Origin of the sequence: Propionivibrio soli, assembly GCF_025770765.1 — a bacterium.
Taxonomy (GTDB): domain Bacteria; phylum Pseudomonadota; class Gammaproteobacteria; order Burkholderiales; family Rhodocyclaceae; genus Propionivibrio; species Propionivibrio soli.
Genome location: NZ_JANZKY010000002.1, coordinates 18,853 through 32,473 on the forward strand (window position 1 = coordinate 18,853; position 13,621 = coordinate 32,473).

11 protein-coding genes are annotated in these 13,621 nt (G+C 59.7%); 10 read left to right on the forward strand and 1 reads right to left on the reverse strand.

The annotated features are described in order from the left end of the window. The first annotated feature begins 38 nt into the window (after positions 1-38). From NZ453_RS02145 to NZ453_RS02190, 10 genes are all read left to right on the forward strand, one after another. Positions 39-1,529: a methyltransferase domain-containing protein gene (locus NZ453_RS02145; RefSeq protein WP_263768655.1), complete on the forward strand. Its 1,491-nt coding sequence runs from the start codon at positions 39-41 to the stop codon at positions 1,527-1,529. Positions 1,530-1,539: 10 nt separating this feature from the next. Then, a complete protein-coding gene (locus tag NZ453_RS02150) occupies positions 1,540-2,880 on the forward strand; it encodes a class I SAM-dependent methyltransferase (RefSeq protein WP_263768656.1) in 1,341 nt (446 codons plus the stop codon). 93 nt (positions 2,881-2,973) lie between these two features. Next, entirely contained in the window at positions 2,974-6,396 is a 3,423-nt protein-coding gene (locus NZ453_RS02155; protein ID WP_263768657.1) for a glycoside hydrolase family 99-like domain-containing protein, read from the forward strand. 56 nt (positions 6,397-6,452) lie between these two features. After that, a complete protein-coding gene (locus NZ453_RS02160) occupies positions 6,453-7,559 on the forward strand; it encodes a DegT/DnrJ/EryC1/StrS family aminotransferase (RefSeq protein ID WP_263768658.1) in 1,107 nt (368 codons plus the stop codon). A gap of 340 nt (positions 7,560-7,899) precedes the next feature. Next, on the forward strand, positions 7,900-8,532 hold the full coding sequence (locus NZ453_RS02165; protein WP_263768659.1) for a hypothetical protein: 633 nt from the start codon (positions 7,900-7,902) through the stop codon (positions 8,530-8,532). 119 nt (positions 8,533-8,651) lie between these two features. Next, entirely contained in the window at positions 8,652-9,350 is a 699-nt protein-coding gene (locus NZ453_RS02170) for a WbqC family protein (protein WP_263768660.1), read from the forward strand. Positions 9,351-9,353: 3 nt separating this feature from the next. Next, positions 9,354-10,316, forward strand: coding sequence for a glycoside hydrolase family protein (locus NZ453_RS02175; RefSeq protein ID WP_263768661.1), 963 nt, complete (start codon positions 9,354-9,356; stop codon positions 10,314-10,316). A gap of 11 nt (positions 10,317-10,327) precedes the next feature. Continuing rightward, positions 10,328-11,284 (forward strand): glycoside hydrolase family protein, encoded by a 957-nt coding sequence (locus tag NZ453_RS02180; RefSeq protein WP_263768662.1) that lies wholly within the window; start codon positions 10,328-10,330, stop codon positions 11,282-11,284. Continuing rightward, complete coding sequence (locus NZ453_RS02185) at positions 11,281-11,763, forward strand: GNAT family N-acetyltransferase (protein ID WP_263768663.1); 483 nt, start codon at positions 11,281-11,283, stop codon at positions 11,761-11,763. The genes NZ453_RS02180 and NZ453_RS02185 overlap by 4 nt, the downstream gene beginning before the upstream one ends. 2 nt (positions 11,764-11,765) lie before the next feature. After that, positions 11,766-12,512, forward strand: coding sequence for a class I SAM-dependent methyltransferase (locus NZ453_RS02190; protein ID WP_263768664.1), 747 nt, complete (start codon positions 11,766-11,768; stop codon positions 12,510-12,512). Here the strand turns inward: NZ453_RS02190 and NZ453_RS02195 are convergent. Then, positions 12,509-13,612: a radical SAM protein gene (locus NZ453_RS02195; protein ID WP_263768665.1), complete on the reverse strand. Its 1,104-nt coding sequence runs from the start codon at positions 13,610-13,612 to the stop codon at positions 12,509-12,511. The genes NZ453_RS02190 and NZ453_RS02195 overlap by 4 nt on opposite strands. Positions 13,613-13,621: the final 9 nt, after the last annotated feature.

Here is a 13,621-nt window from a genome sequence, read left to right on the forward strand (position 1 = left end):
CCGAACGCGGTGCTGTTCAGCGGCGACAAGGACCCCATATGCCCCCAACCGAGTCGGAAACCCAAAAATCCTACTGCGTCGTACTCATCCAGCCCGAGGGCTACCAGCACAGCGCCGCGTTGTCCGAGCTCGCTGAAACGCTGCTCTACGGACTCGCCGAACTGGGTGTCGATTTCCAGCTTTCGATCAACGAAATCGTCCCTGGGCGAACCCACATCGTTCTCGGTGCCCACTTGCTCGCTCAGCCGCTCGCCGCCGGTTTTCCACCCGGAACGATCATCTACAACTCGGAACAGGTCGATTCGAAGTCGGGTTGGATGAAGCCGGCCTATACCGACCTGCTACGTGCGTTCGAAGTCTGGGACTACAGCGAGGAGAACATCCGGCGGCTAACAGCGCTCGGTGTGACCCGCGTCAAGTACGTCCCGATCGGTTACGTCCCTCAACTCACCCGCATACCGACAGTCGCACAGGACATCGACGTGTTGTTCTATGGGGCCATCAACGAGCGACGCAAGAATATCCTCGAAGCGCTGATCGCACGCGGCCTGCGTATCGAATTCCTCGCGGGAGTCTATCGGGAGGAACGTGATCGCTACATTGCCCGCGCCAAGGTGATTTTGAACGTGCATTACTACGAGGCAAGCGTTTTCGAAATCGTGCGCGTCTCTTATCTGCTCGCCAACGAAAAGGCGGTCGTCGCGGAATGCGGAGATGCGACAACGCTCGAGCCGGATATCCGCGACGCCGTGTGTGCGGTGCCCTATGACGGGCTGGCCGATGCTTGTGTGAAGCTCGTCCGCAACGCCTCCGAGCGAGCAAACCTCGCCCGCCGCGGGTTCGAAGTGTTTGTGCGGCGCAAGGAGGGAGCCATTCTCGGCACCGCGCTCGGACTGGCTGCCTCCCCTACCAACAGCAACCTGCCGGCATTTCTCAATCTCGGAAGCGGCAAGGATTGGCGGGAAAACTGTTTCAACGTCGATATCAGCGAAACCGTCCGGCCCGATGCCATCTTCGATGCCGGACAACCGCTCGGTGCGGGACAGATCGTCGAAACGAAACGTTTCGGGGCGGTTAAGCTCACTGACAACCAGTTCGAGGCAATCTTCGCCAACGATGTGCTCGAGCACATTCCAGACCTGCCGACCGCGATGACGAACTGCCTGCGCCTCCTCAAGCCGGGCGGAACCTTCCATATCTATGTCCCTTACGACCTGTCGCTCGGCGCCTGGCAGGACCCGACGCACATCCGTGCCTTCAACGAGAACAGCTGGCTCTACTACACCGACTGGTACTGGTACATGGGGTGGACTGAGGCGCGCTTCGAACAACTCGGCCTCGAATTCCGCCTCAGCGAACTCGGCAAACGGTTGCAGTCGGAAGGCATGCCGATCGACGTGCTGGCGCGTACGCCGCGTGCCGTAGACGGCATGGAGGTCGTTCTCAGAAAACGCTACCTGCTCGAATCCGAAGCGGCACGCGCCGCGACGGCGATGCGGCGGCCGTGGGACGACGAGGCAGACGCTTGAGAGGCATGATGTGACGGGACCATTCCCTGGCTTTGCGGAGGAGTATTACAAGAACGTCGACCTGCGCGTCGTACAGGCGGTCCCTGCAGAGGCACGCTCTATCCTCGACATCGACTGCGGTGAGGGCTACCTCGGGGAGGTACTCAAGCACCTCAACCCCGAACGCCATGTATCCGGCATCACGCGCCGTACAGAGCATTCGGAGGCATCCGCGCGCCTTGATCGGGTGATCGTGGCCGATCTGGATCACGATGAACCGAACCTGGCAAAAGGATCGTTTGACTGCATCGTCGCCGATAACGTCCTGGCTCGATACCGGGACCCCTGCGCCGTACTCAAACGACTGCGCCCCCTCCTCCGCTCCGGCGGTCGAATCGTTGCTTCGCTACCGAATCTCCAGCATTGGTCCTTCTACGAACGTCTGTTGCGCGGCGAATTGCCGTGGCAGGAGAACGACGCGCTGGCGAACACGCGCTTTCTCTCCGCACCCGGTCTAGTCCGGCTCTTTCTCGACGCCGGGTTTCTGCCGCTTATCGTCGACCGACGTTCGGTGGAACCACCGACCGGCTGGCACGAGGCCATGCGGCCAGCAATCGAGCGTCAACGACTCGATCCAGCCATCTTTGCCGCCCGCTCGCGCACCTGGCAATACATCGTCACGGCGCGAGCGATCGACGGCCTTCCTGACGCCACCGCCACCACCCGTCCTGTCACCTTCGGGGCCTGTACCAATGACGCTGATGTCCTGCGTGAAAACCTTCTCGCGTCGCCCTGTCTGCAGGACGCGATGCACCAGACGCTAATGGTCGAAGGCGCGGCAAGCGCGGCCGAGGGTTTAAACGCCGTAATTGATCAGGCCCAGCACGAGCTTGTCGTTCTTGCTCACCAAGACGTTTACCTCCCTGAATGGTGGGTCGCGAAGCTCTGGCAGCAGTACGAACTAGCCCGCCGGCTAACCGGCGACCGAGTCGGCGTTATGGGCGTTTATGGAATCAGGGGATCGCCTCAAGGCGTCGACCGGTTTGGCCGCGTCGCCGACCGCGATTTCCTGCTCGACGAACCGATGCCGCTCCCGGCCGGCGTGGAAAGTCTCGACGAACTCGTACTCATCATTCCTCGTGGTGGTGGCGCTCGCTTCGACCCCGCCTTGGGTTTTCACCTTTACGGCACGGACATCTGCCTTTCCGCCGTCAACGCAGGCAGAGAAGCGATTGTCATAGACGCTCCCTGCCACCACAACTCAAAACAGGGAGATCAACTGCCAGCCGCGTTCGAACGCAGCCGACGCAATCTGGGGGAGAAATGGGCATCCAGGCTTCCTGTGGCCACACCGTGTTGCATTATCATCTAGACACTTTCCGCCCGACTGACAAACGCTTTTTCGAAGCTTGTTCGTGTTGGATGGTTAGCACCAGTGATAAGCAGCGATAGCGAAGGGCGAAAGATGGATGAAGCGTCAGACCGATTGAATGCCGACTTGGCGGAGTATCAGCGCGCGATCGAACTCCGCAATGCCGGCGATGAGGCCGGCTTCTTTTCGCTTCTGCTTCGGCTTGCCGAAAGAAAGACGAAGTGCTGGCAGGTGTTCAACGATCTTGCGCGGCACGCTCTCCAAAACGGGGACACGCAACTGGCTGGCGAACTCCTCGACATGGCGATCGCCCGCGAGCCGTATCCGGCCGAAGCGACATTGCAGAAAGCCGGCCTCCTCATTCAGCAGGGGAAGGAGCAGGACGCCCGGACGCTGGTGGCCTATTGCCTGGAACATGACGCGACGAACGTCCACGCGCTCAAGATGTGGGAGCAACTGGAACAACCCGTCGATCTCTCCGTTCCCGGCCTCCCGAAACTAATCGCCTACTACTTGCCGCAATTTCACCCTATTCCGGAGAATGACCGCTGGTGGGGAAAAGGATTCACAGAGTGGACGAATGTCGTCAGAGCACAATCTCTGTTTTCCGGCCATCATCAACCGCGCCTGCCAACCGACCTCGGGTTCTACGATCTACGCGTACCGGAAACACGCGAAGAACAAGCCCAACTCGCGCGAAGGTACGGAATCTTCGGCTTTTGCTATTACTACTATTGGTTTGCCGAAGGCCGCCGCCTCCTCGAACGGCCGCTCGAAGAAATGCTGAAAACGGGAAAGCCGGATTTCCCATTCTGCATCTGCTGGGCCAACGAGAGTTGGACGCGTCGTTGGGACGGTGGCGACGAACTCGTGTTGATGCGCCAGGACCCGTCTGAAGCGAATGCGCTCGCCTTCATTCGCGGGCTGGTTCCCGTGGTAAACGACTCCCGTTATATCCGCGTCGCGGGGAAGCCGATGATTCTGGTGTACCGGGTGGATACCATCCCGGGCATGGCCGGCATCACGTCACTCTGGCGCAAAACGATGCGCGAAGACGGCGTTGGAGAAATCTACCTCGTCGCAGTCCAGACGACTGTCGAGGTCGACCCTGCAGCCATCGGTTTCGACGCAACGTGCGAGTTTCCGCCGCACCAACTCCCGCGCACAACGTATCACGAACGGCTTTGTTTCAACCAACCGTTTACGGGAAAGACTTTCGACTACAGGGAAGCCGTTCGCGCCAAGGAACGCGAGCCGGCCCATCCATACAAACGCTTCGGCGGCGTGATGACGCAATGGGACAACACCCCGCGCCGCAAGGAGCGGGCACATGTTTTTCTCAATGCGACGCCGGGCTGGTATCGTCATTGGTTGGATGACGCGCTGAGAAGGACTGTCAAACATAACGCACCTGACGAGCGCTTCGTTTTCATCAACGCCTGGAATGAATGGGCGGAGGGGGCGTATCTCGAACCCGACGAGCACAACGGTCATGACTACCTGCGCGCAACGCGTGCGGCCCTTGAGTCATGCAAAGACCTTTCTGGGACACCTGTTGGCAAATATGCAGAAATCACCGGAGATACGCCCGAAGACGACAGTCTATGGGAAGCGCGCAGCCGTGAGTACCCGGAAAATCTCTCATTTAGCTTGATCGTCGATTGCCGTTCGGCGGCACGCGAATCGGTGAAGCTTACGTTATCCAGCATCGCCGGCCAGAGTTATCGGCGGTCCCGCACTTATCTGGTGTTCGAGGAGGACGTCCCGGATTTAGGTTCGCTTGCGGCTCCGTTGCCCACCGAAATAACGACGTGGTACGCCAGCCGTATGGACGAAGGTCTTTGGAAATGCGCGGAGCCGTGGGTTATCTGCCTGAATGCCGGGGACATCCTGACGCGCCGTTGTCTGCACGTCTTTGCCGAGAGCATCCACCAGACACCAAGCGGCCAGCGCTTCGCGGCGGAAGCCGCGGCGTACGCTGGAGATGATCCGTGGGAATCGCGCTACCGCCCCAGGGTCGGGTTGTCGTCAGAGACAGGGCTGCAGGGCGAGTCGCTCAGCGTTAGTGCAAACCCGGGCCCTGAGGTGCTGCGCCGTCAGATAATGGACGACACCTCCGAGAGCAACGTGGCAGCTATTCGTATCCCGCGCCTCGCGGGGCTGCGCAAGACAACCGAATCACACCGCCTCCGTACCGATATTACGCGAGCCGGTCTGGATGCAATTTGGCCCACGCTCCCGTGGAAGCCGTTGCTGCGCGTCCTCGCGTATTCATGCGCCTGGAACGATCGCTGGTTCGAGCGCATGGCCGACCCGCTGCAAAGCTTGCGCCAACGTCAGCGCATCGAACTCAAGATCGTGAATACGCTGCCCGATCCGAAAACCGTCGCCGGCTTCGAGGCGGATGTTCTTTACGTCCATAATCCGTTCTCGCCGCAAGTCCCGGAAAAGATCGCGCGTATCAAGGAATCGTGCAGACTGTTCTGCGTGTTTTCGCTGGATCACAGTACCCCCGAACTTGCGTCAGACGTGCCCACGGAGCGCTTGAAAGTGCTCGCCCCCCTCGCTGACCGCCTCATCGTCGCCGACCCTGGATTCGCCGAAAGACTACGCGTGGTGCACCATGACGTCGTTGCGATTCCCGAGGCTCTGCCCGACATGTGGAGCCGCGATCCGATCGTCTCGCGTGCACCATCGCGGAAACTGCGCATCGGATGGTTCTCTGACCTGATGGCCGTGTCGGAAAACAAGCTGATTGCCGAGATCATGCGGGCGCTCACCAAAGAAGCGGACTGGATCTGCCTGGGTGCCTGTACGGACGAAGCACGCTCGATGCTCGCCGAACAGCGTGAGGACGTACCCCTCGAGCAAATGCCGGATTACCTGCGGCAGGCGGACCTCGATCTGGCACTGGTTCCGCTCGATACGTCGTCGCGAACCGACGACGCCAGTCTGGTTCGACTCCTGCGGTTCGGCGCCTGCGGATACCCCGTCATAGCGTCGAAGATGCCACCGCACCTGCAAGAGCTCCCCATCGTCCTGCTCGATAACGAGGCGAGCCTCTGGGTTGAGGCGATTCGGCGTCTTAGCAAAAACGACCGCGAGCGCAGGCAAATGGGCGACGCCTTGCGAAAGGCTGTCCTCGAACGGCACCTGCTCTCGCGAATGGAGGCGCAATGGAAGGCGGCCTTATCTCCGGCAACACGTACCCAGGAGTCGGAGTCAAATGAACCCGTCATTGAAGAGCCGCCCACTGATGCGGCGTTCGTGCGTGCCAAGCGATGTTTACAGCAGGGTGACGTCGAGCAAGGGCTTGCACTCCTGATCGAACTCGCCGAAAGCGGTACTGCGGATTGGCAGGTCTACAATGAACTCGGCTTGTACGCCTTGAGCACGGGCGATGCCGAGTCCGCTGCCGGTTTGTTCCAGCACGCGCTTCGCCTCAACCCCGGGTCGGCCGAGCTTTCCGCAGCCCTACAGAGGGCTATCGCGAAACAGGCCGAGAACAAAGCGTGAAGCGCCCCGAAGCGTCATAATTCTCCGAAGCAACCCTTTCGCCGAGAAAAGAGACCATGAAGAAGGATGTCTACGTAACGCAGCCGTTCTTGCCGCCCCTGGACGAGTTCCTTCCGTACCTGGAAGAGATCTGGACGAGCAAGATCCTCACGAACTGCGGCCCCTTTCACCATCGGTTCGAAGAGGCCCTCTGTCAGCATCTCGGCGTCGATCACATTGCGGTTTTCACCAACGGCACCCTTGCCCTGGTGACGGCGCTGCAATCGTTGCGCATCACGGGCGAAGTGATCACCACGCCCTACTCCTTCGTCGCCACCTCGCACTCCTTGCTGTGGAATGGCATCAAACCGGTGTTCGTGGATATCGACCCGGAAACGCTGAACCTCGACCCGCAGAAGATCGAAGCCGCCATCACGCCGCAAACGACGGCCATCATGCCCGTGCATTGCTACGGCCATCCGGCGGATGTCGAGGCGATCCAGACGATCGCGGACAACTACAACCTCAAGGTCATCTACGACGCCGCGCATGCCTTCGGCGTACAGGACGCGAACGGCAGCATCCTCCGGCACGGCGATCTCTCGGTCCTGAGCTTCCATGCGACCAAGGTATTCAATACCTTCGAGGGCGGCGCCATCGTATGCCCGGACATCAAGACCAAGACGCGTATCGACCAGCTCAAGAACTTCGGCCACGTGGGCGAAGTCACGGTGGTCGCGCCGGGCATCAACGGCAAGATGAACGAATTCAACGCTGCCCTGGGGCTCCTGCAACTCAAGCACATCGACGAAGCAATCGCCAAACGCCGCGTCATCGACGCCACCTACCGCGAACGACTCAAAGGCGTACGCGGTATCCGCTGCCTCGACAACAATCGCGAGAGGATCGCCAACTACGCCTACTTCCCGATCCTGGTCCAAGACGATTACCCGATCACGCGCGACGACTTGAACCAGAAGCTCAAGGACATCGGCATTCATCCGCGGCGCTATTTCTACCCGCTGATTTCCGAATTCCCCATGTACCGCGGTCTGCCCTCCGCGCACAAGGACAATCTCCCCGTCGCCACGACGATCTCGCGGCAGATTCTCTGTCTGCCGATCTACCCGGATTTGCCGCTGGAGGTTGTGGAGCAGGTTGCGGAGTTTGTTGCGGGGCAATAGGACCAAGCAGAGAATGGCCCATGGAAGTCGGTCGCAGAAGCATCCCAAAGCCTTCACTTTAGGTTCCCCTGTTCGAACGTGACTTCGAACGGGGTTGCGTATTGGAGGTTTTGTGCTGCGCGCAAGAATCCTAAGTGACTGAACTGTATAAACAGAGGACGACACCTCCAGCCATATCAATATCGTCAAGCCGCTGATGCCAAATTCTCCCGTACCTCCGCCGCCGACAGCAACAGGATTCCATATCACCCGTGGTGTAGCGCTTCGTATACCCTCTGGCGGACTCGCGCTGACGCTCGATGACAACGGTGAAGCCAAAGTTGAGTTGAAGGCGCTACTCTTGCGTCTCGACACGTCCGTTCACTGGCTTGAAATAGCGCTTGACCATCTCGCTCAAGCGAAAAGCTCGCATGAATCAATGGTTGCCGCTCATATAGAAGGCAACAAAGTAGGAGATCTGCTTGAAGCCACCTTCAAAGCTTCGATGCAGGCAATCGTAGCGAGTGCGACATTCTTTGAGGCTCTGTACGCTGCGTCAAGGGACTGCATGCCGTCTGCACGATTAGCACCAAAGGCTTCAGATCGTTCGGGAGCCAAACGATCAGCCCTTGTCGCTGAACAGATGAAGAGGTCATTCGGGCTCAAGCTAAAGAAGACGGCCGAGCTGGCTAGCGTTTCGGCCGAAGTCTACCGCTTCCGTGATGAAGCAGTGCACCCGTCATCATCCTTCGGTCCTCCTGCCGTCCATCCCACGCTTGGAGTGCTAGTCGAAAGGCGCCTTGCGATGTTCAGTTACCCCAATGCGCATCTGCTTGTCCGGGCCGCGCTCGCCTACTGCAAGATTCTTCCGACCATCGGAACAAAGAACGGTCCGAAAGAGGTGCAGGAATTTGCGCAGTACCTGCTCACTGCAGGACAGCCGTGCTTCCTCTTGTGGGAACAGACGTATGGTCCGCTGCTGGATGCGACGTAAGGTCGGTACTTCTGAAAACCTATATGTCCTATACAGACCATCCTTTTAGGGTCCATTCCAGCTAGGCGCGCCAGCGTAGGCAGCCAAAAGACAAATAACCGGCAGATGAAGGAAACACCGTGAAACTGGCGATTATGCAGCCCTACTTTCTCCCGTACATCGGCTACTACCAACTGATGGCGGCGGTCGACCTGTTCATCGTCTACGACAACATCAAGTACACCAAGAAGGGCTGGATCAACCGCAACCGGATGCTGCAGAACGGCGCTGATGCCATGTTCTCGGTCCCGCTGAAGAACGACTCCGACGCGCTGGATATTCGCGAGCGGCAGATCGCGGTGGATTTCAAACGGGACAAACTGCTCAACCAGTTGCGCGCGACCTACGGCAAGGCGCCGTATTTCGAGCAGACCTTTCCGCTTATCGAGGGGATCGTACGGCATGAGGACGCGAACCTCTTTGGCTACCTGCATCACGCCATCGAGAAGAGCGCCCGGCACCTGGGGATCGGAACGCCGATCCGTGTGTCGTCGACCGTTCCTATCGACCACGCACTGAAAGGCCAGGACAAAGTCATTGCCCTGTGCGCGGCAGTCGGAGCGGACACCTACGTCAATCCACCGGGCGGTGTTGACTTGTACTCAGGGGACGCTTTCCGCGAAAAGGACATCGACCTGAAGTTCATCCGGCCGCGCTTGGTTGAATACGCGCAGTTCGGCCAGCCTTTCGTTCCCTGGCTGTCGATCGTCGACGTGCTGATGTTTAATTCAATTGGGGCCGTCTCCTCGACACTCTTGAAACAATATGATCTGATCTAGCCGATGTTCATCTGGGAAAAACTGGGAAAAGCATTCACCCCTCAGGAAGCCACCGGTCGGCCCTGGCTTAAGGAGTTCGCGCAGGGACCGGCAACGTTGATTTTCGACGATTTCGTCCGAGTTTATTTTTCGTGTCGCCCGCCGGCCGACGCACAAGGGCAGTACGTCAGCTATTCGGCTTTCGTCGATCTCGACCGCGCCGATTTGCTCCGGGTAAGGCGGGTTGCAGACCGCCCGATCCTGCCGCTGGGAAGAACAGGCGAATTCGACGAATTCGGCACTTACCCGGTATCGATCGCCCGCAACGGGCCGCAGGTATGGGCCTATTACGGAGGGTGGACGCGCTGTGAATCCGTGCCCTTCAACGTGGCCATCGGCCTGGCGACCAGCGACGACGGTGGCGAAACCTTCGTCAAGGCGGGTCCCGGCCCGGTACTTTCCTATTCTCCTGACGAGCCGTTCGTTCTCAGCGGCCCCAAAATCCGCCGTTTTGAGGACACCTGGTACCTGTGGTACATCGCCGGCCGGAAATGGAAAATGGACAACGGGCGACCGGAACCCGTGTACAAGATTCGCCTCGCGACATCCGCCGACGGCATTCACTGGACCAAGCTCAACCGGGATCTGATCGAAAGCCGCATCGAGGAGGACGAAGCACAGGCGAGTCCCGATGTTTTTTTCTCCAACGGGAAATACCACATGTTCTTCTGCTATCGCCGCAGCGAGAACTACCGCAACCGGGAAAACGGCTATCGCATCGGGTACGCATGGAGTGACGACATGCTCCGCTGGACACGCGACGATGACAAGGCGGGACTCGATGTTTCAGCCGAGGGATGGGATTCCGAGATGGTCAGCTACCCGCACGTCTTCGAACTCGACGGCAGCATCTACCTGGCCTACCTCGGCAATCAGGTCGGCCGCTTCGGGTTCGGTCTGGCCAGGCTGCAGGGGTCACTGGAGTAAAGGCGCGTACGATGAGATGGCACAAGCTGGGGCACATATTCGACCCGACCCGATTTTCGCTGCCCAACGGCTGCACTGAGTTTGCCCAATCTCCTCAAGCGTTGGTGTTCGACGATTTCGTGCGCATCTATTTTTCGACACGCGCGCGTGATGCCGGCGGCAAATACCTAAGCCATGTCGCCTTCGTGGACATGGACAAGAACCTACGCGACATCCTTCGCGTTTCCGACCGTACCGTCGTTCCGCTCGGCGGCCTCGGTTGTTTCGACGAGCACGGAATTTTCCCGATCAACGTCGTGCGCCATGGGAAATCGGTCCTGGCCTATACAAGCGGCTGGAGCCGCCGGGTCTCGGTGTCCGTCGAAACCGGCATCGGCCTCGCGATCAGCGAAGATAACGGCGAGACATTCCGTAAACTGGGCACCGGCCCGGTGCTGACGGCCTCGCTGCACGAGCCGTTTCTGGTCGTCGACGGTTTCGTGAAGATCATCGATGGGCGCTTCCACATGTGGTATATCCGCGGCACCGGCTGGCAACATTTTTCTCCGAATGACGCGCCAGATCGCATCTACAAGATCGGCCACGCCACGTCGGCCGACGGTATCGAGTGGATCAAGGACGAAGGCTCGCAGCTCATCGCCGATCGGCTTGGAGAACAGGAGAGCCAGGCATTGCCCTGTGTCGTCGAAATCGACCGCGCGTACCACATGTTCTTCTGCTATCGGCAGTCGTTCGATTTCCGGAGCAACCGGGACCGAGCCTACCGCATCGGCCACGCTCGTTCCGCCGACCTCACCACATGGGTACGCGACGATGACGCCATTCCGCTACCCACGGCCACGGGCGAATGGGATTCGGACATGCAGTGCTATCCGCACGCCTTCGCATGCGACGGGAAAACCTATCTGCTTTATAACGGCAACGAATTCGGGCGATACGGTTTCGGCCTGGCGGTGCTTGAACGATGAACGGCGCAACGACCGACGAAGTTCGTTTCGTAACGAACAGCGCAGACATCGATGAAGTGGTCCGGCACCTCGAAGACTGCGACAAACGCTTCGTCCCGCCACTCGGCACGCGCGTCGACATTCGACTCTACGCGGCCAAGCTGCTCGAACGGGCGATGCGGTTCGAGGCCTGGCACAACGGGCGGTTGATCGGACTCGTCGCGGCCTATGGTAACGACCGCGAAAGCGGCGCGGTATTCATTACCAGTGTCAGTGTGCTGGATACATGGACCGGCCGGGGAATTGCTTCCCGCCTGCTCCAGGACTGCATCGGGCAGGCGTGCCAGCTTGGTATGCAGCGGATAGTGCTTGAAGTGTCGGGCGACAACCAAGCCGCCGTCGCCTTTTACGCAAACCACGGCTTCACCACTGGAAACCGAGCCGAACAGGGAATCGCCGGACCCCTCACCATGACACTCACCTTGCGGAACGGGAGCTAGCCATGCCTCGCAACTACGACAACGAACTGCGCGACACCGAGGATCACAAATACGCGTACGGGTTCGACTTCGACGTGATGCATCCTTTCATGGTCCGCAGCTTTGCCCCCTTCTTCAACCCGGGGAACCTGCTCGAACTCGGTAGCTTCAAGGGTGATTTCACCCAGCGGCTCATGCCCTGCTTCGACGACATCACGTGCGTCGAGGCGTCGGCGGCGGCCGTCGGCGAGGCACAGCAGAAGCTCGGCAACCGGATCAGCTTCATCAACGCGCGCTTCGAGGACGCGATGCTGCCCAGTCGTTACGACAACATCATCATGACGCACGTTCTCGAGCATCTCGACGATCCGGTCCGTGTTCTGCGTCGCATCAACGAAGAATGGCTGGCCGAGGGGGGGCGTTTCTTTCTCGTATGCCCGAACGCCAACGCCCCCTCGCGACAGATTGCCGTCAAAATGGGCCTTATCTCGCACAATGCCGCCGTCACGCCCGCCGAAGCTGAACACGGCCACCTGCGTACCTACTCGCTCGACACGCTCGAACGGGACGCTGTGGCGGCAGGTCTTCGCGTCATTCTGCGCAGCGGAATCTTCTTCAAGGCACTGGCCAATTTCCAGTGGGATCGCCTGCTGCAGACGGACATCGTGTCCAAGGAGTATCTCGAAGGATGCTACGCATTAGGCCAGCAGTACCCTGACCTCTGTTCAAGCATCTTCCTGCTGTGCGAGTCCGGGAACCGGGCAGGCTAGATGAAATTGATGTGCGGCACGTCCTGCCGTTCGAGGCGGTCGAGATAGCGGTTGACCTCGTCCATCCGACAATTCAGCCGGCATTCATGAATATCCAGTTCATGGCGCACATGGTGCCAGTTCTCCCGCCTTCGTTCGCCTTCCCAGATCGCCTGGAAGGATGACTCGTTGACGTTGCCGTACTCAAAGCGCTTGTCGAGCAGGTAGGCGCTGCAGCCATACACCGCGCCGGTAGCCATCACGTAGGCCCAGAAGTACGGGGTCGCGCGGCACTTCTCGTAACGCGCTCCGCCGCCGGCGTCGTGCTTCTGCATCGTCTTCTCGCGAAAGACCACGTGGAATCGGGCTGTATTCAGAGCGTCGAGCCGCTCCCCGAGTCCGCTGAATTCCTGATAGTTCAGCCCTTCGTAAACGTGGGTCAGGCTGGCGTTATGCTGCGAATACGGCTTGACTACGAGGTAGTCGAGACCGATCTCATCGCGGCACAGACGAGCCAGCGTCTCGACCTCGCCGGCGTTCTCGGGCAGCAGGAGGATCTGCGCTCCGAGTACGCACGAATACCCGTGGCGCCGCCGCGCGTCCGCCAGACGCTTGAGGTTGTTGACGGCGATATCGAAATCGCGAGCCTTGGTCCGGTGAATCGCCGCGTACGTCTCTGCCGTTCCCGCGTTGACCGAGGCTTTGATCCACGACATGCGTGGGAAGGCGTGGTCGACAAATGCGCCCGACAAGACCGTGGCGTTGGTCGTCATCGCCGTGTCGATCCCGGCTTTCGCGGCGGCGACGACCATGCGATGAATTCCCGTGTGCAACATGGGTTCGCCTTCGCCGGCGAACATCACGCTCTTCACCCCTAGGCGACCCATCTCGGCCAGCGTGCGCTCGGCCACGCCGACATCCAGGCGGATCGGTTGATACCCGACATAGTCGACGGCGCAGAACGTGCACCGATGGTTGCAGGCGCCGACCGGCGACATTTCGACGTAGATCGGGTAGACCCGCTTCGCCTTCTCCCAGTCATCGCCGGCCGACAGGTACTGAGCGACCCGCTGCGGGTGGTAGATCAGCTTGTGGCTGTCGATGGCGTAACGATCTGACACGAGAAGTTC

Coding starts and splice junctions, on each gene's coding strand:
- NZ453_RS02160 (WP_263768658.1), top strand. CDS start 6,453: ATGAAGAAGGATGTCTACGTAACGCAGCCGTTCTTGCCGCCCCTGGAC.
- NZ453_RS02145 (WP_263768655.1), top strand. CDS start 39: ATGCCCCCAACCGAGTCGGAAACCCAAAAATCCTACTGCGTCGTACTC.
- NZ453_RS02155 (WP_263768657.1), top strand. CDS start 2,974: ATGGATGAAGCGTCAGACCGATTGAATGCCGACTTGGCGGAGTATCAG.
- NZ453_RS02175 (WP_263768661.1), top strand. CDS start 9,354: ATGTTCATCTGGGAAAAACTGGGAAAAGCATTCACCCCTCAGGAAGCC.
- NZ453_RS02185 (WP_263768663.1), top strand. CDS start 11,281: ATGAACGGCGCAACGACCGACGAAGTTCGTTTCGTAACGAACAGCGCA.
- NZ453_RS02180 (WP_263768662.1), top strand. CDS start 10,328: ATGAGATGGCACAAGCTGGGGCACATATTCGACCCGACCCGATTTTCG.
- NZ453_RS02190 (WP_263768664.1), top strand. CDS start 11,766: ATGCCTCGCAACTACGACAACGAACTGCGCGACACCGAGGATCACAAA.